The sequence below is a fragment of the Gordonia sp. YY1 genome (assembly GCF_009872315.1).
GTDB classification, from domain to species: Bacteria; Actinomycetota; Actinomycetes; order Mycobacteriales; family Mycobacteriaceae; genus Gordonia; species Gordonia amicalis.
Map to the genome: position 1 here is coordinate 20,776 of NZ_WXYI01000010.1, position 24,929 is coordinate 45,704.

General features: G+C 67.8%; 17 protein-coding genes and 2 pseudogenes. 10 read left to right on the forward strand and 9 right to left on the reverse strand.

Features of this window, described 5'->3' with window-relative positions:
- Positions 1–8: 8 nt before the first annotated feature.
- The gene (locus tag BPODLACK_RS14235; protein ID WP_096273257.1) at positions 9–524 is read right to left on the reverse strand and encodes a flavodoxin domain-containing protein; all 516 of its coding nucleotides are present in this window, start codon (positions 522–524) and stop codon (positions 9–11) included.
- Between the two features lie 183 nt (positions 525–707).
- On the opposite strand from BPODLACK_RS14235, the gene BPODLACK_RS14240 reads away from it, so the two are divergent.
- Positions 708–1,127, forward strand: a complete 420-nt coding sequence (locus tag BPODLACK_RS14240) for an Hsp20/alpha crystallin family protein (protein ID WP_159405510.1) — start codon at positions 708–710, stop codon at positions 1,125–1,127.
- Positions 1,128–1,132: 5 nt separating this feature from the next.
- Positions 1,133–3,493 (forward strand): heavy metal translocating P-type ATPase, encoded by a 2,361-nt coding sequence (locus BPODLACK_RS14245; RefSeq protein ID WP_236577680.1) that lies wholly within the window; start codon positions 1,133–1,135, stop codon positions 3,491–3,493.
- Positions 3,494–3,500: 7 nt separating this feature from the next.
- On the opposite strand, the gene BPODLACK_RS14250 is transcribed toward BPODLACK_RS14245, so the two are convergent.
- Genes BPODLACK_RS14250 through BPODLACK_RS14270 form a run of 5 tightly spaced genes read right to left on the reverse strand, consistent with a single transcriptional unit; the run spans position 3,501 to position 10,044 of the window.
- Positions 3,501–4,391 (reverse strand): universal stress protein, encoded by an 891-nt coding sequence (locus BPODLACK_RS14250; RefSeq protein ID WP_159405511.1) that lies wholly within the window; start codon positions 4,389–4,391, stop codon positions 3,501–3,503.
- Between the two features lie 2 nt (positions 4,392–4,393).
- Complete coding sequence (locus BPODLACK_RS14255) at positions 4,394–4,903, reverse strand: hypothetical protein (protein WP_159405512.1); 510 nt, start codon at positions 4,901–4,903, stop codon at positions 4,394–4,396.
- 39 nt (positions 4,904–4,942) lie between these two features.
- Positions 4,943–6,739 carry an Hsp70 family protein gene (locus BPODLACK_RS14260; protein ID WP_159405513.1) on the reverse strand — a complete coding sequence of 599 codons (1,797 nt, stop codon included), beginning with the start codon at positions 6,737–6,739 and terminating at the stop codon, positions 4,943–4,945.
- 55 nt (positions 6,740–6,794) lie between these two features.
- Entirely contained in the window at positions 6,795–8,630 is a 1,836-nt protein-coding gene (locus BPODLACK_RS14265; RefSeq protein ID WP_159405514.1) for a dynamin family protein, read from the reverse strand.
- A gap of 31 nt (positions 8,631–8,661) precedes the next feature.
- Positions 8,662–10,044, reverse strand: coding sequence for a GTPase (locus BPODLACK_RS14270; RefSeq protein ID WP_236577681.1), 1,383 nt, complete (start codon positions 10,042–10,044; stop codon positions 8,662–8,664).
- Between the two features lie 211 nt (positions 10,045–10,255).
- Here BPODLACK_RS14270 and BPODLACK_RS14275 point away from each other — a divergent pair, with 211 nt between their 5' ends.
- Positions 10,256–10,639 carry a hypothetical protein gene (locus tag BPODLACK_RS14275; protein ID WP_024499819.1) on the forward strand — a complete coding sequence of 128 codons (384 nt, stop codon included), beginning with the start codon at positions 10,256–10,258 and terminating at the stop codon, positions 10,637–10,639.
- 73 nt (positions 10,640–10,712) lie between these two features.
- Complete coding sequence (locus BPODLACK_RS14280; protein ID WP_024499818.1) at positions 10,713–11,252, forward strand: RNA polymerase sigma factor; 540 nt, start codon at positions 10,713–10,715, stop codon at positions 11,250–11,252.
- Between the two features lie 16 nt (positions 11,253–11,268).
- On the opposite strand, the gene BPODLACK_RS14285 is transcribed toward BPODLACK_RS14280, so the two are convergent.
- The gene (locus BPODLACK_RS14285; RefSeq protein ID WP_024499817.1) at positions 11,269–11,565 is read right to left on the reverse strand and encodes a hypothetical protein; all 297 of its coding nucleotides are present in this window, start codon (positions 11,563–11,565) and stop codon (positions 11,269–11,271) included.
- 470 nt (positions 11,566–12,035) lie between these two features.
- On the opposite strand from BPODLACK_RS14285, the gene BPODLACK_RS14290 reads away from it, so the two are divergent.
- The 6 genes and pseudogenes from BPODLACK_RS14290 (at position 12,036) to BPODLACK_RS14315 (ending at position 17,275) form a co-directional block, all read left to right on the forward strand.
- Entirely contained in the window at positions 12,036–12,362 is a 327-nt protein-coding gene (locus BPODLACK_RS14290; RefSeq protein ID WP_024499816.1) for a hypothetical protein, read from the forward strand.
- 104 nt (positions 12,363–12,466) lie between these two features.
- Positions 12,467–13,405: an AlbA family DNA-binding domain-containing protein gene (locus tag BPODLACK_RS14295; protein WP_159405515.1), complete on the forward strand. Its 939-nt coding sequence runs from the start codon at positions 12,467–12,469 to the stop codon at positions 13,403–13,405.
- A gap of 141 nt (positions 13,406–13,546) precedes the next feature.
- Positions 13,547–14,427 (forward strand): annotated as a pseudogene (locus tag BPODLACK_RS14300) (endonuclease domain-containing protein).
- A 150-nt stretch (positions 14,428–14,577) separates the two neighbouring features.
- Positions 14,578–14,947, forward strand: a pseudogene (locus BPODLACK_RS14305) (VOC family protein).
- A 36-nt stretch (positions 14,948–14,983) separates the two neighbouring features.
- Positions 14,984–16,225: a glutaminase A gene (gene glsA, locus BPODLACK_RS14310; protein WP_024499814.1), complete on the forward strand. Its 1,242-nt coding sequence runs from the start codon at positions 14,984–14,986 to the stop codon at positions 16,223–16,225.
- Between the two features lie 51 nt (positions 16,226–16,276).
- The gene (locus BPODLACK_RS14315; RefSeq protein ID WP_024499813.1) at positions 16,277–17,275 is read left to right on the forward strand and encodes an alpha/beta hydrolase; all 999 of its coding nucleotides are present in this window, start codon (positions 16,277–16,279) and stop codon (positions 17,273–17,275) included.
- A gap of 65 nt (positions 17,276–17,340) precedes the next feature.
- Here the strand turns inward: BPODLACK_RS14315 and BPODLACK_RS14320 are convergent, their stop codons facing one another.
- Together BPODLACK_RS14320 and rpoB are read right to left on the reverse strand one after the other, a co-directional pair.
- Positions 17,341–21,297, reverse strand: a complete 3,957-nt coding sequence (locus tag BPODLACK_RS14320; protein ID WP_159405516.1) for a DNA-directed RNA polymerase subunit beta' — start codon at positions 21,295–21,297, stop codon at positions 17,341–17,343.
- Positions 21,298–21,335: 38 nt separating this feature from the next.
- Positions 21,336–24,824: a DNA-directed RNA polymerase subunit beta gene (rpoB, locus tag BPODLACK_RS14325; protein WP_159405517.1), complete on the reverse strand. Its 3,489-nt coding sequence runs from the start codon at positions 24,822–24,824 to the stop codon at positions 21,336–21,338.
- Positions 24,825–24,929 lie beyond the last annotated feature (105 nt).

Genomic DNA, 24,929 nt, shown 5'->3' on the forward strand with positions numbered 1-24,929 from the left:
GCGTCGGCTCAGCCGGCGTCGAGAATCTCCCGGGCCCACCGATCCACGTCGTCCCAGTCACGGGCGTCACCGTATTTCCCACCCATGAGCCGGAACAGGATCCGGCCGAATCCCGGCCAGTCACCCCGCGCTATGGCACCGGCGAACGCACGATGGGATCGCAGGGCCCCGCTCGCCTCGATCGCGGCGACCGCGCGCGGCAGCGGAGTGCGTGGACGCAGGAAGCGTGCGACCCGCGGTGACAGGAAGGTCGAGGTCGCGCCGACCGAGGAGACCGAGAACGCCCACACCGGGCTTCCGGAGTCCTTCGCCACCGACTCGGCGACCTGCTCGGCTTCCGGCAGCCACTGCCCGTTGTGAATGGCGCTGCCGATCACGAGCCGGTCGGCCCGGTCCGGGCTCCGGTCGCCCTGCAGCGGCCAGAGTTCCACCGAGTCCCCGCCGTTCCGCAACCCGTCGGCGATCCGTTGTGCGATTCCCTCGGTGGCTCCATGAGCGCTCCCGTACGCGACCACGGTGTGCATGTCGAAACCCCGATCTCTCAGCTGGACGACGCCGTCATGGTATCCCCGTTCACCCGCGCTCCGGGCTCACAACGGCCCGCTCGGTCAAGAGGTCGGGTAGATGTCCTTCGACCCTCCTGCCGGGGGTGCGCCCGAGCGTTCAATGGTGGTGTCCCCATTCACTCGCGACGACGGAGGACCATCATGGCCACACCAACACACCACACGACCCGCTCCCTCCTGCCCGACATCGCCGACCTCTTCTCGACCATCCCCGCCGTCGGGATGCTCCGCCCCAGCGGTCACCTGATCCGGGTGGAGGAGGAGCTCGCCGACGACAAGTACGTCGTGCGCGCCGAACTCCCCGGCGTCGATCCCGCCAAGGACATCAACGTGACCATCCTCAACGGGATCATGACGATCACCGCGCAGCGCACCGAACGCAGCAGCCACGACGGCCGCTCCGAGTTCTCCTACGGTGAGTTCACCCGGTCGATGTCCCTGCCGAAGGGCTTCGTCGAGGACGACGTGAAGGCCGGCTACCGCGACGGGATACTCACCGTCACGGTGCCGCTGACCGCACCGAGCAACCCCGGAAAGCAGATCAAGATCGAAAGCTCCTGAAACACTTGAGCACTCGCGTGCGCCTGCTGGCCAAACCGTCGGCCGAGGCGCTCCTGCTGGCGGCGACCGTCACCGCGTTCGTCGCCGGCGGGGCGTTCTGGGTGGCGGGGTCGGACCGGCCCGCTGACGGGCTGTGGATCGCCGGCACCGTCATCGCGCTCATCCCGTCGCTGTGGTGGGTCGTCGCCGGCCTCCGGCGCCAGAACTTCGGGGTCGACATCATCGCGTCCCTCGCCCTCGCCGGGACGCTGATCGTCGGCGAGTACGCGGCCGGAGCGCTGATCGGCGTGATGCTCGCGACCGGCCGGCTGCTCGACGCGTCCGCCTCCCGCCGCGCACGCAAGGATCTCAGCGCCCTCATCGACCGGTCCCCGTCCCTCGCCCGCCGCCGCGACGGTGCCCAGGTCACGGTCATCGCCGTCGACGACGTGCGGCCCGGTGACGTCCTGTCGGTGGGCAACGGCGAGATCGTTCCCGCCGACGGGTGGCTGCACGACGACGCGGTGCTCGACGAGTCCGTCCTCACCGGCGAACCTCTCCCGCGGACCCGTGCACGAGGAGACGGCGTCCGCTCCGGCGCGGTCAACGCCGGCGGCACCTTCGAGCTGACCGCACGTTCGGTCGCCGCGGAGAGCACCTTCGCGGGGATCGTGCGAATGGCCGGCGACGCCGCGGCCGACCGCGCGCCGGTCGTCCGGATCGCCGACCGTCTCGCCGTCTGGTTCGTTCCGCTCGCGCTGGGCGTCGCGGGCATCAGCTGGCTGGTCAGCGGTTCGATGACCCGGGCGGTGGCCGTCCTCGTCGTGGCCACGCCGTGTCCCCTGCTGCTGGCCGCGCCGATCGCGATCGTGGCCGGCCTGTCGCGGGCCTCCCGGATGGGCGTCATCATCCGCGACGGCGGAGCACTGGAGAGCCTCGGGCGCGCCCACACGCTGATGGTCGACAAGACCGGCACCCTCACCACGGGCCGGCCGGAGCAGGTCGCGGTGACCGCGGCCCCCGGCGACGACCCCGTCGAACTCCTCCGGCTGGCCGCGTCGCTGGAACAGCTGTCGCCGCACGTCTTCGCGACCGCCATCGTCGGCGAGGCGAACCGTCGCGGTCTCGAACTGACCGTCCCGACCGCTGTGCAGGAAAGTGCGGGACGGGGCGTCTCCGGCCTGGTCGACGGCCGCGCCGTCGAGGTGGGCGCGCGGAGCACCCCGGACGGCGACTGGGCGCGGGCCGTCGCGCGCGGCAGCGAACTCGACGGTGCCGCCGTCGCCTGGATCGAGGTCGACGGCCGGCCGGCCGGTGCCATCGCGATGAGCGACCCCATCCGCCCGGACGCGCCGCGGACACTACGCCGCCTCCGCAGCGCCGGGATCGAGCGGATCGTGCTGCTCACCGGCGACCATCCGGCCACCGCCGTGGAGATCGGCACCCTGCTCGGCATCGACGAGGTGTTCCCCGACCAGAGTCCCGCCGACAAGGTCGCCCACGTCCGGGAGGAACGGGCGGCGGCGTCCACGGTGATGGTCGGCGACGGGGTCAACGACGCCCCGGCCCTGGCCGGCGCGACCGTGGGGGTCGCGCTGGGCGCACGCGGGTCGACCGCCAGTGCGGCGGCAGCCGACGTCATCCTCACCACCGACAGCATCGAGCCGCTCGCCACCGCGATGGAGATCGCCCGCCGTTCCCGCCGCATCGCGCTCCAGAGCGCCGGGGTCGGGATGGGCCTGTCCCTCGCCGCGATGATCGTGGCGGCGTTCGGATTTCTGCCGCCCACCGCGGGTGCCCTGCTCCAGGAGGCCATCGACGTCGCGGTCATCCTCAACGCGCTGCGCGCGCTCCGGGCACCACAGAGCGACATCAAGATCGACCAGTCGACCGATGTGCTGCTGCACCGGTTCGCCGCCGAACACGATGCGCTGCGGGAGAAACTCGCACTGCTGACGATCACCGCCCAACGGCTCGTCGACCTGTACTCCGCACACCATCCCGAGACCACCGACGAGGCGGCCGAGCTCAACGGGTTACGCGAGGTCGACGACCTGCTGACGACCACGATCCTGCCCCACGAGCACGCCGAGGAGGACTTACTCTACCCGGCACTGGCCAAACCCCTGGGCAGCAGCGAAGCCACGGTGACCATGAGTCGCATGCACGCCGAGATCGACCGCCTGGGCCGCCGGGTGCATGCTCATCGTCTGCGCGCGGATCGATATGGCCGGGTGACCGACGACCAGCGCATCGACGTCATCGCGACCCTGTACGGACTGCATGCTCTGCTGCGTCTCCACTTCTCGCAGGAGGAGCAGACCTACTTCGCGCTGGCCAGCACGTCACCGGCCGATCCCGTGACCGGCGAGACGACGAGTCCCTGATCGCGGCTCAGGGCTTGTGGTGCGTCACCATCACCGGACACGACGCGACCTGCAGGACCGCCCGGCTCGTCGATCCGAGCAGCAGCCCCCGGAAGCCACCACGACCCCGCGTCCCGACGACCACCAGTTGCGCCGACTCCGCGGCGTCGACGATCTCGTCCGCCGGTGACCCGATCTCCACGCGGCGTTCGATCTGCACGTCCGGGTAGTCCTCGGGATATCCGGCCAGCTGTTCGCCCAGCAGTTCCATGGCCTCGTCGCGAAGCTGACGGATGATCTGCTCTTCCTGGCGGCCGTAGAAGGCCGCACCGGAGAAACCGCCGAACGCATGCACCGCGAGCAACGACGTCTGCAGCAGGTCGGCCTGACGAAAGGCATGCTCGATCGCGGTGGTCGACGTCGGCGAACCGTCGACGCCGACGACGACCGGCCCCGTCGTGGGCGGTTCGCCACCGACGACCACCACCGGACATTCGGCGTGCGCGGCGGCGTCGGCGCTCACCGAGCCGAGCAACAGGCCCCTGACCCCGCCGAGCCCTCGACGCCCCACGACGAGCTGGTGCGCCTCGCTGGACGCATACCGCAGGGCGAGCATCGGTGAGCCGCCGACGATCTTGCCGTCGACGGACACGTCCGGGTCGACCTCCTTCGCCAGGGCCATCGCCGCGTCGACGGCACGAGATGCCTCGGCCTGCATGGCCTCGACCACCGCCGGCGAGGTCATCATCACCATCGGCGCATAGGCCCCCGGCACCATCCCCACCGCGGACAGCACCCGCAGGTGCCGCTTCTCGCGCCCGGCGGCACCCACCGCCCACCGGACCGCGGCCAGCGCACACTCCGAGCCGTCGACGGCGACGACGATCGGTGCGGACGGGTCGGTTCCTGCATCTGCCATCTTCATCTCCTCCGTAGAACCGTCTGGACGATGAGGACGATCATCGCCACCGCGGTGCCGGCCATACCCACGACGAGCACGACGCGGACGATCGTCGACCACGGGAAGGTGCTGTCCCCGAAGTCGAATGGGAAAACCTGCCAGAGCCGGATCAGGGCGACCAGTCCGAGCGCGTCGATGACCAGATCACCGAGGGCCTTGATCGCCGGCGGGTCGGCGACGACGTAGATCGCATTCGCGACCACCCCGGCGATCAGCCCGGCGACCACCCAGCCGAGGACCTGACGGAAATCATCGGTGATGAAGGGCAGCACATCCCACCCGGGCACCCTGAGAATCGCAACCAGCAGAACGGAGTTCACGACGATGCTCACCGAGTAACCGACCCGCCGTCGCATGGCGTCCGGCCGGTGGTGCGACAAAGACTCCGAGGTGGTCACGGTCAGCCCTTCCTCTCCGGCACCTCTCATCGTCGCCGTGGCGCCGATACCGACACCGTAGTCGAAGGTCACCGGTGTCGGGCGGAAAGTCCTGTACCGGCGCGGGTTCCCTCAGCCGCTGACGAGGATCCAGATGAGAAACCCGACCCAGGCGATGGTGCCGAGGATGTTGACGCCGAGCGCCGTCATCAGCAGGGCATCGCGGCGACCCTCCGCCCGGTTGAGGCCGATGACGGTCAGTGCCATGCCGACGATGGTGCCGAGACAGATCGGGAACCCGAGGATGCCCACGATCAGTCCCGCCAGGCCGTAGGTGTCGACACCCGACGAGGACGCCGTAACCGGCTGCGCCCCAGCGAGTTCCATCGGACGATAGCCGGGCTGCGGGGGCGGGTACGGCGGCCGCGATGGCGCGTGGACCGGCTGGGGCGGCGCGACCGGTGGGGCCGCGGACACCCCGGCCGGCGCGCGGTGAAGCTGCGCCCACTGCTCGGGGCGGAGATCGGCCGGACCGACCGCACCGAAGACGACGCCGGGTTGGCCGACGACCCCGGGACGCAGATCGAGTCCGTGCAGTACGCCCGCCGCCGGGGCGTCGACCGTCAGCCGGCCGGACGCCGATTCGAGCGTCGCGAGCGGTTCGCCGGCCCGCACCATCTGGCCGGTGCGGGCGAGGACGCCGCTGATCACCGCGCCGGGCGGCAGTGCGGGGAAGGCGATCCGGCGTGCCGAGGCGTCCACCGCGGTCGTCGACGGCTGGTCGTTCGGGCGCGGCTCGTACGGCTGGGCCCGGTGCTGTCGGGCTCCGACCTTCTCCGTCTCGGCGCCGGGCACGACGTTGGTCGAGCGCAGCAGGCCGCCCTGGGCGACGACGACCTTCGGGTCGCCGATCCGGGCGACGCGTCCCACCGAGGACAAGGCCGACTGCAGCATCGGGATGCTGCTGGTGCCGCCGGTGACGTAGACGATGACCGGTCCCTTGGGGCCGGTGCCGGCGGCGTCGGCGCGGGCGATGGCGTCTCGGGTGAGTTCGACCGCCCGCTCCACGAACGGCGCGATCATCGACTCGAACTCGCGGCGGGTCAGCAACAGCGTGTGCCGGGTGCCGGGCAGTTCGATGACGGCCTGCGCGGTGTCGGACAGGGCTTCCTTGGCCGAGCGGACGTGGTCGGCCAGCGCGATGGCGGCGGCCGGGGCGCGGAGGCGGGCCGGGAGTTCGGGGTCGAGTTCGGCCGCTTCGTCGAGAACCCAGCGCGTCATGCGGGCGTCGAGATCGCGGCCACCGAGGTTGTTGTCGCCGCCGGACCCGGTGACCGTGAAGCCGTCGGCCCCGGCGCGGATGAGGACGGCGACATCGCAGGTGCCTGCGCCGAAGTCGAAGACGCACATGCGTTCGTCGCCAGTGACGTCGTGGCCGCGGTAGACGTAATACCAAGCGGCGGCCAGGGATTCGGAGGCGATACGCAGACGGTCAGCGGAGATACCGGCGCGCTCGGCGGCGCGTCGGAGCACACCCTTGCGTCGTTCGCTCCACTTGTCGGGATGGGTCAGGATGATCGAGTCGAAAGCCGCGAGACCACTGTGGTGCAGCGCGGTCCGGTGTACGTGACGCAGCACGGCGCCGATGAGGTCCTCGATCGGCCAGAACCGGTCGCCGAGTTCGATCTCGCCCTCGTCGATCCGCGACTTCGGGGAGTCCTCGTAGGCGTCCGGGGCCTGCACGCGGCGCAGCACGGCGTCCTGTCCGACCACGATCCCGCCGTCGCCGGCGAAGACCGCCGACGGCATGGCCGGGCCGCCCGGGCCCAGCGGCACGATGACCGGCTCGGCCAGCCCGACGCGGTATGCGGCCGCAGTGTTGCTGGTACCGAAGTCGATACAGAGTCGCCTGCGGCTCTCCTGTGTCACCTGAACACCTCCCGCCATCCGCCCCGGGGCACATCGTTACACACGAGACCGGCGTTCATCCGGTGGGCGCCCGGAGAACTCGGGCGATCGACTTGCGGACGTTGTCGACGGCCACGATCTGGTTGCGCAGATCGGCGGCCGTTTTCTCCCGCTCGGCGGCCGACTTCTTGGCCTCTACCGCGGCGTCGTTGATGATCTTCGTCGACTCGGCCAGGAGTCGTTCGAGCAGTTCGTCGTAGGCGATCTGCAGGTCGGCGCTCGCCTCGGATTTGATCGACTGCAGCTGAGACCGCACGTCGGCCTTCATGTCGTTGACCGCCTTGGTCAGCCACTTGCGGTGGTTCTCCTTACCGACCTTCGACGCCCGGAACCCGACCACCACACCCGCCCACACGGGCACGGCCACCACGTTGATCACCGGGATGATGGCCAGCGGGCCGCCGGCGGCGACGATCGACAACAGCACCGGGTCGACCATGTTCTTCCAGGGCGAGATCTTCTCCTGCTCACGCAGCTTGAGGTCGGCGACGTTGCCGGAGATCCGGTCGACGAGTTCACCGGAGATGGTGGCATCGGCGAAGAGGGCGTCGGCGATGCGCTCGATCGCGGCGACGAAGAACGCGCTCACCTCGCGTGCGGCGGCCTCGAGGTCGACGGTCATCTGCCCGATCAGTTCCTGTCCGGCGCGGTGCGGCTCGTAGAAGCGGAGCTTGTCGATCCGCGTCGACCACTGGCCGAGGAGTTTGTCGAAGCGGTCGCGCATCAGGTCGTCGGTCTGCAACGACGCGGCGGTGATGTCCTGGTTGAGCCGTGCGCGCCACTCGCGTCGTCGATCCTTGAGTCGCTGCAGGCGATCCCGTTCGGCTTCGATGTCGGCGCGTCCGGCGGGGGTCGCGGTGGCGGCCGTCATCTCCAGGACGAGGCGCTTGCGGACGTCGTCGAGTCCGGCGAAGGTCAGTTGCAGCGCATTGCGTTCCGGCGACGCGGCGCCCTCGGCCACCAGCGGCGTGAGCGCGTCGACGAGCTCGCCGATGCCCGACGACGCGAAGGCGCGTTCGCGGCGGTCGGGGTCGGTGATGGCGGCCGCCTGTTCGGCGATGCGGTTGGAGATACCGATGATCGGGATGTGCGCGAACCGAGGCGCGTTGGCGCCGATGAGTTTTCGGTTCTCGGCGACGATGGTGCGCCACTGCCGCATCACCACGTCGATCTTGGTGACCACCAGGACCACCGAGGCGACCTCCTCGCTGACGCTTCCGAGGAAGGCGAGTTCGGGGGCCGACAGCGGTGCGGTGGCGTCGCACACCATCACGAGCACCGACGCGCCGCGGGCCGCGCTGACCGCCGCCTCGACGTGTTCGGGGACCAGCGACCCGACGCCCGGGGTGTCGACGATGGTGACGCCCGGCAGCAGCGCGGAGTCGACGGCCACGCGGGCCGAGACCGGCGGCACGAGAACGGAATCGACCGCGGCGTCGGGGGCGAGGCGTTCGGCGGGGACGCCCGCCGCGTGCCGGCCGCCGACGGTGACCCAGGAGGCGAGGTCGGCGACCGGGATGCGGTGTGCCGCACCGGGAAACTCGACGAGTGCCGAACCGGCGGGCAGATCCTCGGTCGCGGGGGTGAACCGGACGTAGACCGAGGTGGTGATCTCGGTGTCGACCGGCGCCAGTCCGCTCACGCCGACGAGGCTGTTGACCAGCGAGCTCTTGCCCCGGCTGACCTCGCCGATCACCACGACGGTCCCCTGCGGGGCGGGCCGGTCCTTCACGCGCAGAGTACGGTCGGCGATGGCGTCCTCGCCGTGTTTGCGCAGCATGTCCACCGCCGTCCGCAGCACGGCGTCGGGGGTGGGAGCGGCGGGCTTGGCGGGTGTCTTCTCCAGACTCATCGGGCCACTCCTCGTCTCACTGCCGGCCGGCTCAATGGGTCCACCGTCCGCGGCGCACCAGCTGATAGGTCTGTTCGAGTACCAGCAACGCCTCTCGTTCGGCCGACGTCGCGGCGAAGGCACGGCGGGTGCGGCAGTCGGTGGCGCGTTCCCGTGCGGCGTCGGCGATCTGGGGCGGTGCGGCATTTGGCGGCAGCGACAACAGCACGCGCACATCGCGACTCGCGACGACCAGGTTCAGCTCGCCGATCAGCTCGCTGTCCGGTTGCCAGCGGGCGAGTGCCTCGAGCGCGGCGACCTCGCGCACCCGGTGCAGCTCGGGAGCGGTCTCGGCCTCCTCGATCGCCTCCAGGAAGGCGTCGCGGCGTGCGCTGCGGTACGCCGCCTCGCGCAGTTCGGCCAGCACCGTGCGGGCCTTGAGGATGTCGCCGACCGCGAGGAAGCGCCGGCCGATCGCGAGGCGGAGTTCGTCGATACCCGAGACCCGGTGCAGCCATTCGCAATACGCACGCGCACCCTGGCCGGCGACGTCGGCGCCGGCGTCCATCGCGTACGTTCCGACCAGTTCCTCCAGCCGGCCGAGCAGGTCGACGTCGAGACCCGGTGGCGGCGGGGCCGCGCCGTCGAGGATGCTGAGCAGCTCCCACGATTCGAGGGCTCCTCGGCGGGAGATCTGCGCGGTCTCACGTTCGGTCACCCCGCAGACCCCGGCCTCGGCCATGAGTCCCGACACCGCGACCACCGCACCCGCGATCGCCGGGAACCGTCGCCAGACCCGTCGGGCGATCTCCTGGGCCTTGAGCATCGGGTTGTCGGCGGCGATGAGGTCGGCGTGCGAGATCACCAGGATCGTGTTCTGCGCCGACGCCCCGGCGTCGGAGAGGAACGCCACCTCGTCGGCCTTGGGGCCCGCGGCGTCGTCGAGCAGGAACAGGATGACGTCGGGTCGCGGGAGGCGGCTCTCCCCGGAGAACACCCGGCGGGTGGCGATCTCGGCGGTGTCGGTGAACCCGGACAGACCCGGGGTGTCGATGACCCGGAACCGTTCGCGGAGCAGGCGTGACGGGGTGTGGACGACCGCGTGGTCGATGTCGTCGGGACGCCGGCCCAGATCGCCGCGCATGGTTCCGGGGATCTCGGTGACGGTGCCGTCGAGGCCGACGACCTCGACGCGCTGCGGGTTGCCCTCGGTGTAGAGAGCGGCGACCTTGGTGCACTCGGCGCGGTCGGTGGGCGCGACGCGGTCGCCGACGAGCGCGTTCAGCAGCGTCGACTTGCCGGCGCTGACGCGTCCCACGAGCGCGACCGTGAGCGGGTTCGCCAGCTGCGCACGCAGGGAACCGATCACCGTGGCGTCGGGCGCGAGCGGGGTGACCTCGTCGAGCAACTGCTCCACGCGTCCCCGCACGGTCATGCGTTGCTCCACGCGATCGGTCCTCCAGTTCACGGACATTGCCTCGTGATAGTCCACCGTGTCGTCACCGCCGGGAACATTCCCGCGTCGCCGACACTCCTAGTCACGTGACGAGAATTCTCCACCACCGTCGACGCCCTGACAGTCGACCGGATGACGGTATCCGGGCCGGCGTCGTGCGCGTCGCAGATCCGAGCAGGAGCCGACGACGATGACCGACAGCAACACCGGTTGGGACGACCCCCTCGACGGGGACGACTTCGACTCCTGGCTGCGCGAGAGCGATCCGCCGAGTGAGCTGGCCGTACCGGCCGCGACCTGGGATTCGGCGGTCGAGACCGCCTTCGACCCGTCGCACGAACTGTCCGAGGACCTCACCGCCGTGCCCGGCCCGGACCCACTGTCCGAGGAATCCGACGATTCCCTCTCCGGCGACACCGAACTCGCGGGATTCGGCGACGATCTCGGTGACGGTCCCGGTGGGGACTTCGAGGACACTTTCGACACCCCGGACGTCTTCGGCGACGACGACGACGGCGGCGAGTCATTCGGGGATACGACTTTCGACGACTCATCCCTCGGTGACGACTTCTGAGGATGGAGACTTCTGGACATGCACTGCCCGAACGTCCCAGGCCATCCACAGGTCTGCGCCCCACGATGAGCGGGTGTGTACGTTGATCGACGAATCCGAGTCGGGCACAGACCTTCTCGAACGTGCGCGCGCCGGCGACCAGCAGGCCTTCACCGCGCTTGTCGAGCAGCACCGGGATCGGCTGTGGGCCATCTGTTTACGCATCACCGGCAACCAGCACGACGCCGAGGACGCCCTTCAGGACGCATTGGTCGCCGCCTGGCGCGCGATCGGCGGCTTCCGGGGCGACGCACAGGTGTCGACGTGGCTGTACCGGATCGGGTCGAATGCGGCGCTCGCGCGTATCCGTAAACGATCCGACGCCGACGACATCGACGACCACGACCCGATGAGTTCGGTGGACGTCGCGCAGCAGGTCGTCGTCTCCGACCGTATCCAGGAGGCGTTGGCGCAGGTCCCGGACGCGTACCGCGCCACTTTCGTGCTGCGGGTCTACGGCGAGCTGAGCTACTCGGAGATCGCCGAGGCCCAGGGCATCGGTTTACAGACCGTACGCAGCCGGATCTCGCGGGCACGGTCGATCCTGGCTGAGTTGCTCGCGGATCTGCGGTAGGGGCCTTCTTCCCGGTTCAGCACACCTTCCAGGTGGGCTTGCCGTCGATCCACAGTTGCCGGTAGGCGATGCGCCCCGCGCAGGTGCCGCGGTCGGTGGCGGTGAGGGTCACAGGCCCACCGCTTTCGGGTGACCCCGCCGGTGCGCACAGCACTCCCCGGCCATTCGCCTCGGGGCCACCCCACGTGGACCAGGTGATGTCGCTGATGGTGTTCGCGCACAGGGAATTGAGTGAAAGCGTCGCCGGCCGCGCGGTGCCATAGCCGACCGAGTACTCATTGTCGGCACGACCGAGGACGACTTCGCCGGCCACGGGGTGGGGAGCCGCCTGGAGTATGCGCGCGAATCCCGCAGGGCCCCTGGCGGGTTAGACGCCTGCCGCAACACCTGCCCCGGCAATCCCGGTGACCGCTGCAACGAGACCTGCGGCCGCGATCCCGACCTGAACACGACGTCCGAGTATCCGCATGACCTCACCGTCGCACGACCACTGCAACGACGGTTTACATTCGGCTGGACATTCCTTCGCGTGAGCGACAGATCCAAGTGCGCGATGCTAACGAATCGCGCTCTGCTGTCGGTTGTTTCAGCCACTTGAATTATGCGTGGACCGCTCGCCGCGCAATTACGATCATCGACGTGTTCACCGGCGGGCACCGGGTCATCTGATCGGATGATCGACGACAAGTCGACTCCTCCCAGGGAACAAACTCCGCCCGGTCCATCTCCAAGTAACCAGAGCACGAAAAACCACAAGCCACACCATCCCTGGAAGGAAACACCATGAGCACCGAGATCCCCGAAGACGCAGTACTCGTCGACACCGACGGCGACGGCACCATCGACGCCGCACTGGCCGACGTCGACGGCGACGGCACCACCGACGCCGTCCTCGACACCGACGGTGACGGCCACGCCGACTCCGTCGCCTACGACACCGACTCCGACGGCGAGATCGACGTCATCGAGGCCGACACCGACGGCGACGGCTACACCGACCTCGCGGTCGCCGACACCGATGGCGACGGCACCTTCGACACCGCCGTCGACGACGAGGGCAATGTCGAGGTAGGCGACTTCGGCAGCGTCGACGGCGGCGACGCGGTCTGATCTGACGAGTCCACTCGCACGCCGAATCCCGGTCGCACGCGACCGGGATTTCGCTGTGCGTCCGGGTGGCCCGAACCCATGTCCGATTCGTCATACTGTCCGGTGTGCGAGCTGACCTGATCCCCCTGGCCGAAAACGATCGCGGAAGCATCGGATCGCTGGAATTCGCCATTCCGGTGTGGGCGACCGCCACCGCGCTGGTGCTGGTGCTGATCGTGGCCTGGTTCTTCGGTTCCGTCGCGAAATGGCTGCTGCGTCACCGGGCACGACTGAACACCACCACCTGCATGGTGCTGTCGATCCTCGGTACGGCCGTCGGATTGTTCATCGCCGGGGCGATCGACCATCGCATGAACGTGTGGCACCCCGTCACCATCGTGCTGGGATTGGCGAGTTCGATCGTGGCGGTCGGCGCCTACGCGATGGTCGCGGCACGGCTGCAGGTCCCGACCGGCATCCCGGTCGCCGAACTGCTCGCATCCGGGGAATCCGAGCGGGTCGAGTTCAAGTCGACCGCCCGCGTGAACCTGCACACCAAGCAGCGGGACGTCGCGATGGAGACGGTGATCGTGAAGACGGTGGCCGCATTCCTCAACTCCGACGGCGGGAACCTGCTGATCGGAGTCGACGACGGCACTCCCCTGGGCCTCGACGCCGACTTCACGACGCTCCGCCATCCCGACGCCGACCGGTTCGAACTGTTTCTGCGGGACCTGCTGACCGCCACGCTGGGCCAGAGCACCGCCGCGGAGGTGGGCATCTCGTTCGAGCAGGTCGCGCGACCCGCCGGCGACGCCGAAGCCTCCGCGAGCCCGACCGACGTCCTGGTGTGCCGGGTGGAGTGCACTCCGTCGCCGAGGCCGGTGTACCTGCGTGGCATGAAGAACAACGCGCTACCCGAGTTCTGGGTGCGGGCCGGCAACTCGAGCCGGCAGCTGAGCGTCGACCAGGCCGCCGAATACGTCATGCACCGCTGGCCGCTCGGCGCCGGTCGTGCGCTCGCCGCCCAGGTTCGGGCGGCGGTGCGGTTCTCGTCGGTCTGAGACCGTTCCGCCGAGCCAGCAGCGCGAAAACTCGTCCATCTGAGGCACTTCGAAGGGCAATCTGCCCTTGCGGGACCGCCAGATGGACGCGAATTCCCCAACTCCGGAAACCGATCGACCTCCGCATGCGTCCAAGTCGTCATGACCTCGGATTCTGGCGTGTACACGCTCAAGGAACTGGCGGCGATGGACTGGTCGCCCGACGACATCACGCGCGCTCGACGGTCGGGAACCCTGATCCCGGTGGCTCACGGGTGGGTACGGTCAGCGACCGCCGACCCCCGAGTGGTCGCAGCGGTGGCGGCGGGGGGCGCGTTGTCGTGCGTCGGCGCGCTGCGCTTTCACCAGACGCACGGATCGAGCGAAATCTGGGTTCCACCCGGGTACACCGAGACCCATGTCCTCTGAGTAAGCACATGAAGGGCAGACCTCGTCCCAGCGGACCCTTCCGATGGTGTCAGGGCTACGGCCAACCACTACCGGTGGTCACCGCGGTCGACTCGATCCCGATCGCACTCGGTTGCGCGGCACGATGTCTCACTGCCGAGGAATGGGTTGCGACCGTCGACTCCGTCCTCAACTCGACCGACTTGACCATCCCCGACATCCAGGCCGAGATGGGTCGCGTGGCCAGGGCGGTGACGGCCATGTTCGGTCGGTGCGATGCCCGCTCCCAATCCGGAACCGAATCGATCGCCCGGTTGCGCCTGATCGCGGCCGGTTTCGAGGTAGAGGTCCAACCCGGCATCGGCACACATGAACACGCGGACCTCCGAGTCGGAGCACTGCTGATCGAATGCGACGGCAGGGCCTACCACTCGGATGTGGAGACCTTTCGCAACGATCGCCGCCGCGACCGCATGACGATGATCGACCGATGGATGACGATGCGGTTGACCTACGACGACGTTCTCTACCACTGGGACGGGGTACTCGAGGATGTTCGGGCCGTCACCCGAAGCGACCGGCACCGCATCAGGCGGGACAACGACCCTCGCCGTCGGGGAACCGCGTCCATCTGAGCGCCACCGAGGGGCAATATGCCCTTGGATCGCGCTCAGATGGACGATTTTCCGGCCGATTCACACACCACGACAAACGAGGACCGAAACCGTCCTCGATTCCTGGGATGGTTGTCTCAGACCGCACGACCCAGGACATCAGGAGGAAGCATGAACTGGACACTCGAAGTCGTCACCCTGCCCGTCACGGACGTCGACCGCACAAGGCGTTCTACGAGTCGATCGGATTCAACCCCGATCACGACCACACCGTGAGCGAGGAGATCCCTTCGTCCAGATGACCCCTCCCGGTTCGAACTGCTCGATCGCCTTCGGCAAGGGCCTGACCGACAAGGCGCCCGGGTCCACCGGCCCGATCATCATCTGCGTCACCGACATCGACGCCGCCCGCGAACAGCTGCTCGCCGCCGGCGTCGACGCCAGTGACGTCGACGTGCAGCCGTGGGGTCATTTCGTGTACTTCACCGACCCCGACGGGAATCAGTGGTCGGCGCAGTACCTGCCGTATCGCGACAACTGAACGCAGCACCACCGAGGGTCGCGGCTACGGTGGGATATGCGATCCCCCATCGACGACTATCTCCACGAGGTTCTCCGCGACTGCCGCGATGACGACGCCGGGGACGTCATGTCCGGAAACCGCGAACTCGAGCGGGCGGACCCGTCGTCCTTCGGGATCGCTCTGACCACCGTCGACGGAACCGTCTACACCGCCGGCGACGCCGACCACGAGTTCTCCATGCAGTCGATCGCGAAACTGCCCGCTTACGCACTCGCACTGCGGGACCGGGGGCTCGATGGCGTCCTCGACCGCGTCGACACCGAACCGTCCGGCGACGCCTTCAACGAGATCTCGCTCGAAGCCGAGACCGGACGACCCCGCAACGCCCTCATCAACGCCGGTGCCATCGCCGTTCACGGGATGCTCGACGGCGACGGCGCCACCGAACGGGTCGACCGCATCGTCGACCTGATGGGCACGCTCGCCGGGCGAGAACTGTCCGTGGACCGGGAGGTTCACTCCGCCGAACTCGCCTCCGACGACCACAACACCGCACTGGCGTATCTGCTGCGTTCCGCGGGCAAGCTCGACTACGAACCCGACGAGGTCGTCGACGGCTACGCCGCACAGTGCGCGATCAAGGTCAGCTGCCGCGATCTCGCCGTCATGGGATCGGTCCTCGCCAACGGCGGACTGTCGACCACGGACGACGAACGCCTCCTCGACGGCTGGATCACCCGGCACCTGCTGTCGGTGATGGCCACCTGCGGCATGTACGACGGTAGCGGCAGCTGGATGGCGACGGTCGGGATTCCCGCGAAAAGCGGTGTGAGCGGGGCGATCCTGGGAGTGCTTCCGGGCCAGGTCGGGGTTGCGGTGTGGTCGCCGCGGCTCGACGAGCAGGGCAACAGCGTGCGTGGCGTCGCCGTCTTCGAAAGACTTTCCCGCGACATGGAATTGCACATGATGCACGTGGCACCGTCGGGAATGCCCGCGCTTCGGTCGGTACACGAACGCGACGGTGCGACCGTCGTCGAACTCCAGGGCGACGTCCGCTTCGCAGGCGCGGAGATCATCGCAAGCCGTGCGTGCGAAGGATTTTCGACCGACGAGGTCATCCTCGACCTCACCCATGTCCGCGTGATGGACGACGCCGCACGGGAACTGCTGCGCGAGGTGGCCCGGCGCCTCGGTGACGACCACGACGTCCACATCGAGGACCCGAACGAGCTCATGGAATCCGGCCCCGACGACCGGGACACCGACGACCGGGACACCAACCAGCCCCGCGCCTGAACTCCCCGGAGATCCCCGTTCCCGGCATCCGCCCGACCCTAGACTGGGCGGATGTCGAGACGAAGATTCCGCCGGCCGTGGGTCGCGACCCTCGCTGCGATCGCCATGTTCTTCGGTGTGACGCCATCGGCGGTTCTGGCCGCACCGGCCGCCCGCCCACCGGTGGTCGTTTCGTCGTCCTCCGTCGCGACCGAATGTGCGGGCAAGCCCATCCGGGTCGCCGCCCGCTGGTACTTCCCGCCCGGCCGGCCCACGGCGCTCGTCTGGTTGCAGCACGGCTTCTCCCGGACCGCGGCCAATCTCGGCGCCGTGGCTCGCGCCTACGCCGACGCCGGTTTCCTCGTGGTGAGCCCGACGCTGGACTCGATCAACCTCGGCGGGTGCGCCGTCGCCTTCAACATCGCCGACAATGCGGCGTTCGCCCGGACCATCGGCGGGGTTTTCGGGTCGGGCCGGGAAGCCGGCAGCCCGCTCGCGACGAGCCTCATCCGAGCCCGGGAAGCCGCCCACCGTCCCGATGTGACGATGCCGTACCGGATGGTCTTCGCGGGCCACTCGGCCGGCGGCGAATTCGTCGTCGTGGCAGCCGACGCACTCCGACGCGCGGACCCGGTCGCCTTCCGGCGCCTGGCCGGGCTGATGCTGTTCGACCCCGTCAACTCCTTCTTCGGTGGCCACTTCGCTTCTGCCGCATCATCTCTCGGCGCTGACCGGCTCCCCATCCGGGTGATCGCATCGCAGCCGTCGGTGTCCAACTCCTTCGGGTCCGGGGTCGCCGTCCTCGAGCGGACGACACGGCAGGAGTTTCTCGGCTCGCGGCTGGTCACCGGCATCCACATCGACGCCGAGGGCGACTCCACCGACCTGATCGGCGAACTGTCAGAGGTCGGCACGCCGCGACCCCGCAACGGTCGGGTCATCCGCGCATTGGCCACCGGATGGTCGTCGGACATGGTCACCGGCTCGGTGACCGCGACCTACTATCCGGGTGGCGATTACTACGACCTGTTGCTCGCGACACGCACCGTCACCACACTCCCTGTGCGCTGAGGCTCGAAGACAAGCGAAAAGCCCTCGCACTCAACGAGTGCGAGGGCTTTTCAGCTCAGTACGGCTTACCGATATTCGTTGGAGAAACCGTAGTCGTCCAGCGGCACCGCAGCGCCGGCCGGAGCACCGAAGGTGCCGTCCGGGCTGTAGTAGGTGTCGTCGTACGACGGCACCGCGTAGGCCGCGGCACGTGCCTCTTCGGTCGGCTGAACCTGGATGTTGCGGTAGCGGTTGATACCGGTACCGGCCGGGATCAGCTTACCGATGATCACGTTCTCCTTGAGACCGATCAGCTTGTCGCTGCGGCTGTTGATCGCCGCGTCGGTCAGGACACGCGTGGTCTCCTGGAACGACGCCGCCGACAGCCACGACTCGGTCGCGAGCGAGGCCTTGGTGATACCCATGAGCACCGGACGTCCGGCGGCGGGCTCGCCACCCTCGGTGACCACCTGACGGTTGGCCGCCTCGAACTCGGCACGCTCGACGAGCGAACCGGGCAGGAACTCGGTCGCACCGTGGTCGATGATCGTCACGCGACGCAGCATCTGACGAACGATCGTCTCGATGTGCTTGTCGTGGATCGACACACCCTGGCTGCGGTAGACCTCCTGGACCTCGTTGACCAGGTGGATCTGCACCTGACGGGGACCCATGACACGCAGGACCTCGTGCGGGTTGGCCGAGCCCTCCATGAGCTGCTGGCCGACCTCGACGTGGTCACCGTCGGCGAGGAGCCGCTCGGAACCGTCTTCGTGCTTGAACACGCGCAGACGCTGACGCTTCGAGATCTTGTCGATGACGACCTCTTCGGAACCGTCGTCCGGGATGATCGTGATCTTGTAGAAGCGGTCGTCGTCCTCGAGACGCACCCGGCCGGAGACCTCCGCGATCGGCGCGACGCCCTTGGGGACGCGGGCCTCGAAGAGCTCCTGGACACGCGGCAGACCACCGGTGATGTCGTCACCGACGCCACCCTGGTGGAACGTACGCATCGTCAGCTGGGTACCGGGCTCACCGATCGACTGGGCCGCGATGATACCCACGGCCTCACCGATGTCGACGAGCTTGCCGGTGGCCATCGAACGGCCGTAGCAGTGCGCACACACACCGGTGCCGGTGGCACAGGTGAGGACCGAACGAACCTTGACCTGCGCGATGCCGGCAGCGAGGAGAGCCTCGATGGCGGGGTCGCCGAGGTCGTGGCCGCGCTCGACGATGACGTTGCCGTCGGCGTCGACCGCATCGGCGGCCAGGGTGCGTGCGTAGGCCGAGGTCTCGACGTGCGCGTCGCGGATGATCGAGCCGTCGGGCTGCTTCTCACCCAGCGGCACGTTGATGCCGCGCTCGGTGCCACAGTCGGTCTCGCGAACGATGACGTCCTGCGACACGTCGACCAGACGACGGGTCAGGTAACCCGAGTCGGCGGTACGGAGAGCCGTGTCCGCCAGACCCTTACGGGCACCGTGCGTGTTGATGAAGTACTCGGCGACGGTCAGGCCCTCGCGGAACGAGGACTTGATCGGACGCGGGATGAACTCACCCTTCGGGTTCGTCACCAGACCCTTCATGCCCGACAGGTTACGAACCTGCGTCAGGTTACCGGTGGCACCCGACTTCGGGATCATGATGATCGGGTTGTCCTCGGGGTAGAAGTCCTCCATGGCCTTACCGACTTCTTCGGTGGCCTGCTTCCAGATCTCCACCAGTGCGTCGCGACGCTCATCCGGCGTGAGGGCACCGCGCTGGAACTTGCGCTCCAAGCCGTCGGCACGCTCCTCGTAACGGTCGAGGATCTCCGCCTTCTGCGGCGGCACGAGCACGTCGGCCATCGACACGGTGACGCCCGAACGGGTGGCCCAGTAGAAGCCGACGTCCTTGAGCTTGTCGACGGTCTGGGCGACCACGATCATCGGGTAGCGCTCGGCGAGATCGTTGATGATCGCGGCCTGACGCTTCTTCGGCATCTGCTCGTCGACGAACGGGTACTCGATCGGCAGCAGCTCGTTGAAGAGCACGCGGCCCAGCGTGGTGATGGTGGTCCACGGCTGACCGAAACGCCATCCCTCGGGGAACAGCTCGGCCTCGACCTCGGCCTGCGGACGCTGCCCGGTCAGGCGCACCTTGATGCGCGACTGAACGGTGAGCTGTCCACGGTCGACGGCCATGATGGCCTCGGCGGGGCTCGAGTAGACACCGCGCTCGACGTCGTCGGCGGTTGCCGGGGTGTACTCGCCTGCCGCGCCCTCCTTGAGGGAGGTCAGGAAGTACAGACCGGTCACCATGTCCAGACGCGGCATGGCGAGCGGGCGACCCGATGCCGGCGACAGGATGTTGTTCGACGACAGCATCAGGATGCGGGCCTCGGCCTGCGCCTCCGCGCTCAGCGGAAGGTGCACGGCCATCTGGTCACCGTCGAAGTCGGCGTTGAAGGCCTCACACACCAGCGGGTGCAGCTGGATGGCCTTGCCCTCCACCAGCTGCGGCTCGAAGGCCTGGATGCCGAGGCGGTGCAGCGTCGGTGCACGGTTCAGCAGCACCGGGTGCTCGGAGATGACCTCTTCGAGGACGTCCCACACCGCGGGGCGCTGACGCTCGACCATGCGCTTGGCCGACTTGATGTTCTGGGCCTGGTTCAGGTCGACCAGACGCTTCATCACGAACGGCTTGAACAGCTCGAGAGCCATCAGCTTCGGCAGACCACACTGGTGCAGCTTCAGCTGCGGGCCGACGACGATGACCGAACGGCCCGAGTAGTCGACGCGCTTGCCGAGGAGGTTCTGACGGAAACGACCCTGCTTGCCCTTGAGCAGATCGCTCAGGGACTTCAGCGGGCGGTTGCCCGGGCCGGTGACCGGACGGCCACGACGGCCGTTGTCGAACAGGGCGTCGACCGACTCCTGCAGCATCCGCTTCTCGTTGTTCACGATGATCTCGGGGGCACCGAGGTCGATCAGACGCTTGAGGCGGTTGTTGCGGTTGATGACGCGGCGGTACAGGTCGTTCAGGTCGGAGGTCGCGAAGCGGCCACCGTCGAGCTGAACCATCGGACGCAGCTCCGGCGGGATCACCGGCACGGCGTCGAGGACCATGCCCAGCGGCGAGTTGCCCGACTGCTGGAACGCGGCGACGACCTTCAGGCGCTTGAGAGCACGGAGCTTCTTCTGGCCCTTGCCGCTGCGGATGGTCTCGCGCAGCGACTCGGCCTCGGCGTCGATGTCGAAGGTCTCGAGGAGCTTCTTGATCGCCTCGGCACCCATCGAACCCTGGAAGTACTCGCCGTAGCGCTCTTCGAGCTGGCGGTACAGCTTCTCGTCGATGATGAGGTCGCCCGGGGCGAGCTTGACGAACTTGTCCCAGATCTCCTCGAGACCGTCGAGCTCACGCTGAGCGGAGTCGCGCATACGACGCATCTCGCGCTCGGCACCGTCGCGCACCTTGCGGCGCACGTCGGCCTTGGCACCCTCGGCCTCGAGCTCGGCGAGATCCTGCTCGAGCTTCTGCTGACGCTCGTTCAGGTCGGCGTCGCGCTGATCGGCGACGGCCTTCTTCTCGACCTCCATCTCGGCCTCGAGGGTCGAGAGCTCGTTGTGACGCAGTTCGTCGTCGACGGCGGTGATCACGTAGGCGGCGAAGTAGATGATCTTCTCGAGATCCTTCGGCGCCAGGTCGAGCAGGTAGCCCAGCCGGCTCGGCACACCCTTGAAGTACCAGATGTGCGTGACCGGTGCGGCCAGTTCGATGTGGCCCATGCGCTCACGGCGCACCTTGGCCTTGGTCACCTCGACGCCGCAGCGCTCGCAGATGATGCCCTTGAAGCGGACGCGCTTGTACTTACCGCAGTAGCACTCCCAGTCGCGGGTCGGTCCGAAGATCTTCTCGCAGAACAGGCCGTCCTTCTCGGGCTTGAGCGTGCGGTAGTTGATCGTCTCCGGCTTCTTGACCTCACCGTATGACCAGTTGTGGATGTCGTCGGCCGTGGCCAGGCCGATCTTCAGTTCGTCGAAAAAGTTGACGTCGAGCACTTGTTACCTTTCCAGAGCTCTGTTGTCAGTGGTGAGGATCAGTTGGCGAGGTCGTCGACGGTTGCCGACTCGTTGCGCGACAGGTTGATTCCGAGGTTGGCAGCAGCGCGCTCCAGGTCCTCGTCGTCGGTGTCGTGCATCTCGATGGCGGCACCGTCGGAGCTGAGCACCTCGACGTTCAGGCAGAGCGACTGAAGTTCCTTCAGAAGCACCTTGAACGACTCGGGGATACCCGGTTCCGGGATGTTCTCGCCCTTGACGATCGCCTCGTAGACCTTCACGCGGCCCACCACGTCGTCCGACTTGATGGTGAGCAGCTCCTGCAGGGTGTAGGCGGCGCCGTACGCCTGCATCGCCCAACACTCCATCTCACCGAAGCGCTGACCACCGAACTGCGCCTTACCACCCAGCGGCTGCTGGGTGATCATCGAGTACGGACCGGTCGAACGAGCGTGGATCTTGTCGTCGACCAGGTGGTGCAGCTTGATGATGTACATGTAGCCGACCGCCACGGGGTACGGGAACGGCTCGCCGGAACGACCGTCGAACAGCGTCGCCTTGCCGTCGCCGTTGACCATGACCTCGCCGTCGCGGTTGGGCAGCGTCGAGGACAGCAGTCCGGTCAGCTCCTCCTCACGCGCACCGTCGAACACCGGGGTGGCGGTGTTGGTGTCGGGCTCCGCCGAGTACATGTCCTCGGGCAGGTTCGAGGCCCACTCCGGGACGCCCTCGGCCACGTTGATGTTCCAGCCGGCCTTGGCGATCCACCCGAGGTGGGTCTCCAGGATCTGGCCGATGTTCATACGACGCGGGACACCGTGGGTGTTCAGGATGATGTCGACCGGGGTGCCGTCGGGCAGGAACGGCATGTCCTCCTGAGGGAGGATCTTGCCGATGACGCCCTTGTTGCCGTGACGACCGGCGAGCTTGTCGCCGTCCTGGATCTTGCGCTTCTGGGCCACGTAGACGCGGACCAGCTCGTTGACGCCCGGCGCGAGATCGTCGTCGTCGTCGCGGCTGAACACGCGCACGCCGATGACCTTGCCGGTCTCGCCGTGGGGCACCTTCAGCGAGGTGTCGCGAACCTCACGGGCCTTCTCACCGAAGATGGCACGCAGCAGACGCTCTTCCGGGGTCAGCTCGGTCTCGCCCTTCGGGGTGACCTTGCCGACCAGGATGTCGCCGTCGCGGACCTCGGCACCGATGCGCACGATGCCGCGCTCGTCGAGGTCGGCGAGGACCTCGTCGGAGACGTTCGGGATGTCCCGGGTGATCTCCTCGGCACCGAGCTTGGTGTCGCGGGCGTCGATCTCGTGCTCCTCGATGTGGATCGAGGTCAGGACGTCCTCTTCCACGAGGCGCTGCGACAGGATGATCGCGTCCTCGTAGTTGTGGCCCTCCCACGGCATGATCGCCACGAGCAGGTTCTTGCCGAGCGCCATCTCACCGTTCTCGGTGCAGGGGCCGTCGGCGAGGACCTGGCCGGCCTCCACGCGCTGGCCCTCGTCCACGATCGGACGCTGGTTGGCGCAGGTGCCGTGGTTCGAACGCGCGAACTTGCGCATCCGGTAGGTGTCACGGGTGCCCTCGTCGGACATGACGGTGATGTAGTCGGCCGAGACCTCTTCGACCACACCGGTCTTGGACGACACGATGACGTCACCGGCGTCGACGGCGGCACGGAGCTCCATACCGGTACCGACCAGCGGCGACTCGTTGCGCACCAGCGGCACGGCCTGACGCTGCATGTTCGCACCCATCAGGGCGCGGTTCGCGTCGTCGTGCTCGAGGAACGGGATCATCGCGGTCGCGACCGACACCATCTGGCGCGGCGAGACGTCGAGGTACTCGACATCGGTGGCGCCCACGAACTCCACCTCGGAGCCCTTCTTGCGCACCAGCACACGCTCGTCGGTGATACGGCCGCTGCCGTCGAAGTTGGTGTTGGCCTGACCGATGAGGAAGCGATCCTCCTCGTCAGCGGTCATGTACTGGATCTCGTCGGTGACGACACCGTCGACGACCTTGCGGTACGGGGTCTCGATGAAACCGAACGGGTTGACCCGTGCGTACACCGAGAGCGAACCGATCAGACCGATGTTCGGACCCTCAGGGGTCTCGATCGGGCACATACGGCCGTAGTGCGACGGGTGGACGTCGCGCACCTCGAGGCCGGCACGCTCACGACTCAGACCGCCCGGGCCCAGCGCCGACAGACGACGCTTGTGGGTCAGACCCGACAGCGGGTTGTTCTGGTCCATGAACTGCGACAGCTGGCTGGTGCCGAAGAACTCCTTGATCGCCGCCACGACGGGACGGATGTTGATCAGGGTCTGCGGGGTGATCGCCTCGACGTCCTGGGTGGTCATGCGCTCACGCACGACACGCTCCATACGCGAGAGGCCCACGCGGATCTGGTTCTGGATCAGCTCGCCGACGGTACGCAGACGACGGTTGCCGAAGTGGTCGATGTCGTCGACCTCGACGGGAACCTCCACACCACCGGGGACGGTCATGTAGGTGGTCGTGTGCGGGTCGGCCTCGTGCAGACGCACCAGGTACTCGACGGTCGCGATGATGTCCTCGCGGGTCAGGGTCGACTCGCCGGTCATCGGGTTGGCCGTCAGGCCCAGCTTCTTGTTGACCTTGTAACGGCCCACGCGAGCGAGGTCGTAGCGCTTGTCCTTGAAGAACAGGTTCTCCAGGAGGTTCTCCGCGGACTCCTTGGTCGGCGGCTCACCCGGACGCAGCTTGCGGTAGACCTCGAGGAGCGCCTCGTCCTGGTTGGCGGTGTTGTCCTTCTCCAGGGTCGACATCATGATCTCGGAGAAGCCGAAGCGCTCGGAGATCTCCTCGGTGGTGAAACCGAGGGCCTTGAGCAGCACGGTGACCGGCTGACGGCGCTTGCGGTCGATACGCACACCCACGGTGTCGCGCTTGTCGACGTCGAACTCCAGCCACGCACCGCGACCCGGGATCACCTTGACGGTGTGCAGGGTCTTCTCGGTGGCCTTGTCGATCGCGGCGTCGAAGTAGACGCCGGGGCTGCGGACCAGCTGGCTCACCACGACACGCTCGGTGCCGTTGATGATGAAGCTGCCCTTGTCGGTCATGATCGGGAAGTCGCCCATGAAGACGGTCTGCGACTTGATCTCACCGGTGTTGTTGTTGATGAACTCAGCGGTGACGAACAGCGGCGCCGCGTAGGTCATGTCCTTGTCCTTGCACTCCTCGACAGAGGCCTTGACCTCGTCGAAGTGCGGCTCGGAGAACGAAAGGGACATCGACCCGGAGAAGTCCTCGATCGGGGACAGCTCGTGGAGGATGTCCTCCAGCCCGCCCGTCGGGTTCTCGTCTCCGCGGGCGATCGCCTTGGCGCGCCACTCCGGGGACCCGACGAGCCATTCGAAGGAATCGAGTTGGAGGTCGAGGAGGCCGGGAACCTCCAGCGGCTCGCTGATCTTTGCAAACGACGCGCGATGCGGCGCGCCGGGGATTGTTGAGGTGGACTGGCGGTTGACTGCCAAGATGCGTCCTTCCAACACGACGTTATTCACAACCTAGATGTGCGGTGGCTTGATGGGCCGTTCGCTGGTGACACCCTGAGATCGGCGATCACCGCAGCACACACA

What these genes read in the sequence shown, in the direction of transcription:
- BPODLACK_RS14235 (WP_096273257.1), bottom strand. Translation starts at nt 524, where the DNA reads ATGCACACCGTGGTCGCGTACGGGAGCGCTCATGGAGCCACCGAGGGA.
- BPODLACK_RS14240 (WP_159405510.1), top strand. Translation starts at nt 708, where the DNA reads ATGGCCACACCAACACACCACACGACCCGCTCCCTCCTGCCCGACATC.
- BPODLACK_RS14250 (WP_159405511.1), bottom strand. Translation starts at nt 4,391, where the DNA reads ATGGCAGATGCAGGAACCGACCCGTCCGCACCGATCGTCGTCGCCGTC.
- BPODLACK_RS14265 (WP_159405514.1), bottom strand. Translation starts at nt 8,630, where the DNA reads ATGAGTCTGGAGAAGACACCCGCCAAGCCCGCCGCTCCCACCCCCGAC.
- BPODLACK_RS14270 (WP_236577681.1), bottom strand. Translation starts at nt 10,044, where the DNA reads ATGACCGTGCGGGGACGCGTGGAGCAGTTGCTCGACGAGGTCACCCCG.
- BPODLACK_RS14275 (WP_024499819.1), top strand. Translation starts at nt 10,256, where the DNA reads ATGACCGACAGCAACACCGGTTGGGACGACCCCCTCGACGGGGACGAC.
- BPODLACK_RS14290 (WP_024499816.1), top strand. Translation starts at nt 12,036, where the DNA reads ATGAGCACCGAGATCCCCGAAGACGCAGTACTCGTCGACACCGACGGC.
- glsA (WP_024499814.1), top strand. Translation starts at nt 14,984, where the DNA reads ATGCGATCCCCCATCGACGACTATCTCCACGAGGTTCTCCGCGACTGC.
- BPODLACK_RS14315 (WP_024499813.1), top strand. Translation starts at nt 16,277, where the DNA reads ATGTCGAGACGAAGATTCCGCCGGCCGTGGGTCGCGACCCTCGCTGCG.